Below are 1,172 nucleotides of genomic sequence, written 5' to 3' on the forward strand. Positions count from 1 at the left end.
AGCGCGGGGTGGCGTCGGCGAATGGTGTTGAGCCGGGTGATGAGGGGGGCGAGGGTGCGGTTCTCGCGTGCGGCTGCTTCCCAGTCGCGGGGTTTGAGCTGGTACTTCTCCGAGTCGAGGTATTCCTCGCTGCCCTCCCTGAGGGGGGTGTTCTCGCACAGTTCGTAGCCGCTGTAGATGCCCCAGGTGGGGGAGAGGGTGGCGGCGAGCACGGCGCGGGTCTCGAAGGCGGGCCGGCCGCCGTGCTGGAGGTAGGCGTGCAGGATGTCGGGGGTGTTGGCGAACAGGTTGGGCCGCATGTAGGAGGCGGCCTCACCCGACAGTTCGGTCAGGTACTGCGTCAGCTCCTGCTTGTCGTTGCGCCAGGTGAAGTACGTGTACGACTGCTGGAAACCGATCTGCGCCAGGGTGTGCATCATCGCCGGGCGGGTGAAGGCCTCCGCCAGGAAGATGACATCCGGGTCGGCGCCGTTGACCTCCCCGATCACCCGTTCCCAGAACACGACCGGCTTGGTGTGCGGGTTGTCCACCCGGAAGATCCGCACCCCGTGCGCCATCCAGTGCCGCAGCACCCGCACCGTCTCGGTGACCAGGCCGTCCATGTCGGCGTCGAACGCGATCGGGTAGATGTCCTGGTACTTCTTCGGCGGGTTCTCGGCATGGGCGATGGTGCCGTCCGGGCGGTGGTGGAACCACTCCGGGTGTTTGTGCACCCAGGGGTGGTCCGGGGAGCACTGCAGGGCGAAGTCCAGGGCCACCTCCAGGCCCAACTCCCGTGCCCGGCCCACGAAGTGGTCGAAGTCCTCGATCGTGCCCAGCTCGGGGTGGACGGCGTCGTGCCCGCCCTCCGGCGAGCCGATCGCCCACGGCACCCCGACGTCGTCGGGGTGGGCGGTGAGGGTGTTGTTGCGGCCCTTGCGGAACGTCGTGCCGATCGGATGGACCGGCGGCAGGTAGACGACGTCGAAACCCATCTCCGCGATCGCCTTCAGCCGCCGCGCGGCGGTACGGAAGGTGCCGTGGGGCTGCTCGGCCGTGCCCTCCGAGCGCGGGAAGAACTCGTACCACGAGCCGAACAGCGCCCGCTCCCGCTCCACGAGCAGGGGCATCGCGTCGGACGCGGTCACCGACTCCCGCAACGGGTGACGGGACAACACCGCGTCCACCTCGGG

Annotated in this window: 1 pseudogene; it reads right to left on the bottom strand. The window is 68.9% G+C overall.

Features of this window, described 5'->3' with window-relative positions:
• A pseudogene (locus ACIF83_RS45660) lies at positions 1–1,172 on the bottom strand (alpha-1,4-glucan--maltose-1-phosphate maltosyltransferase); the annotation flags it as partial.

The sequence above is a fragment of the Streptomyces sp. NPDC085866 genome, assembly GCF_044541035.1.
In the GTDB taxonomy this organism is placed as follows: domain Bacteria; phylum Actinomycetota; class Actinomycetes; order Streptomycetales; family Streptomycetaceae; genus Streptomyces.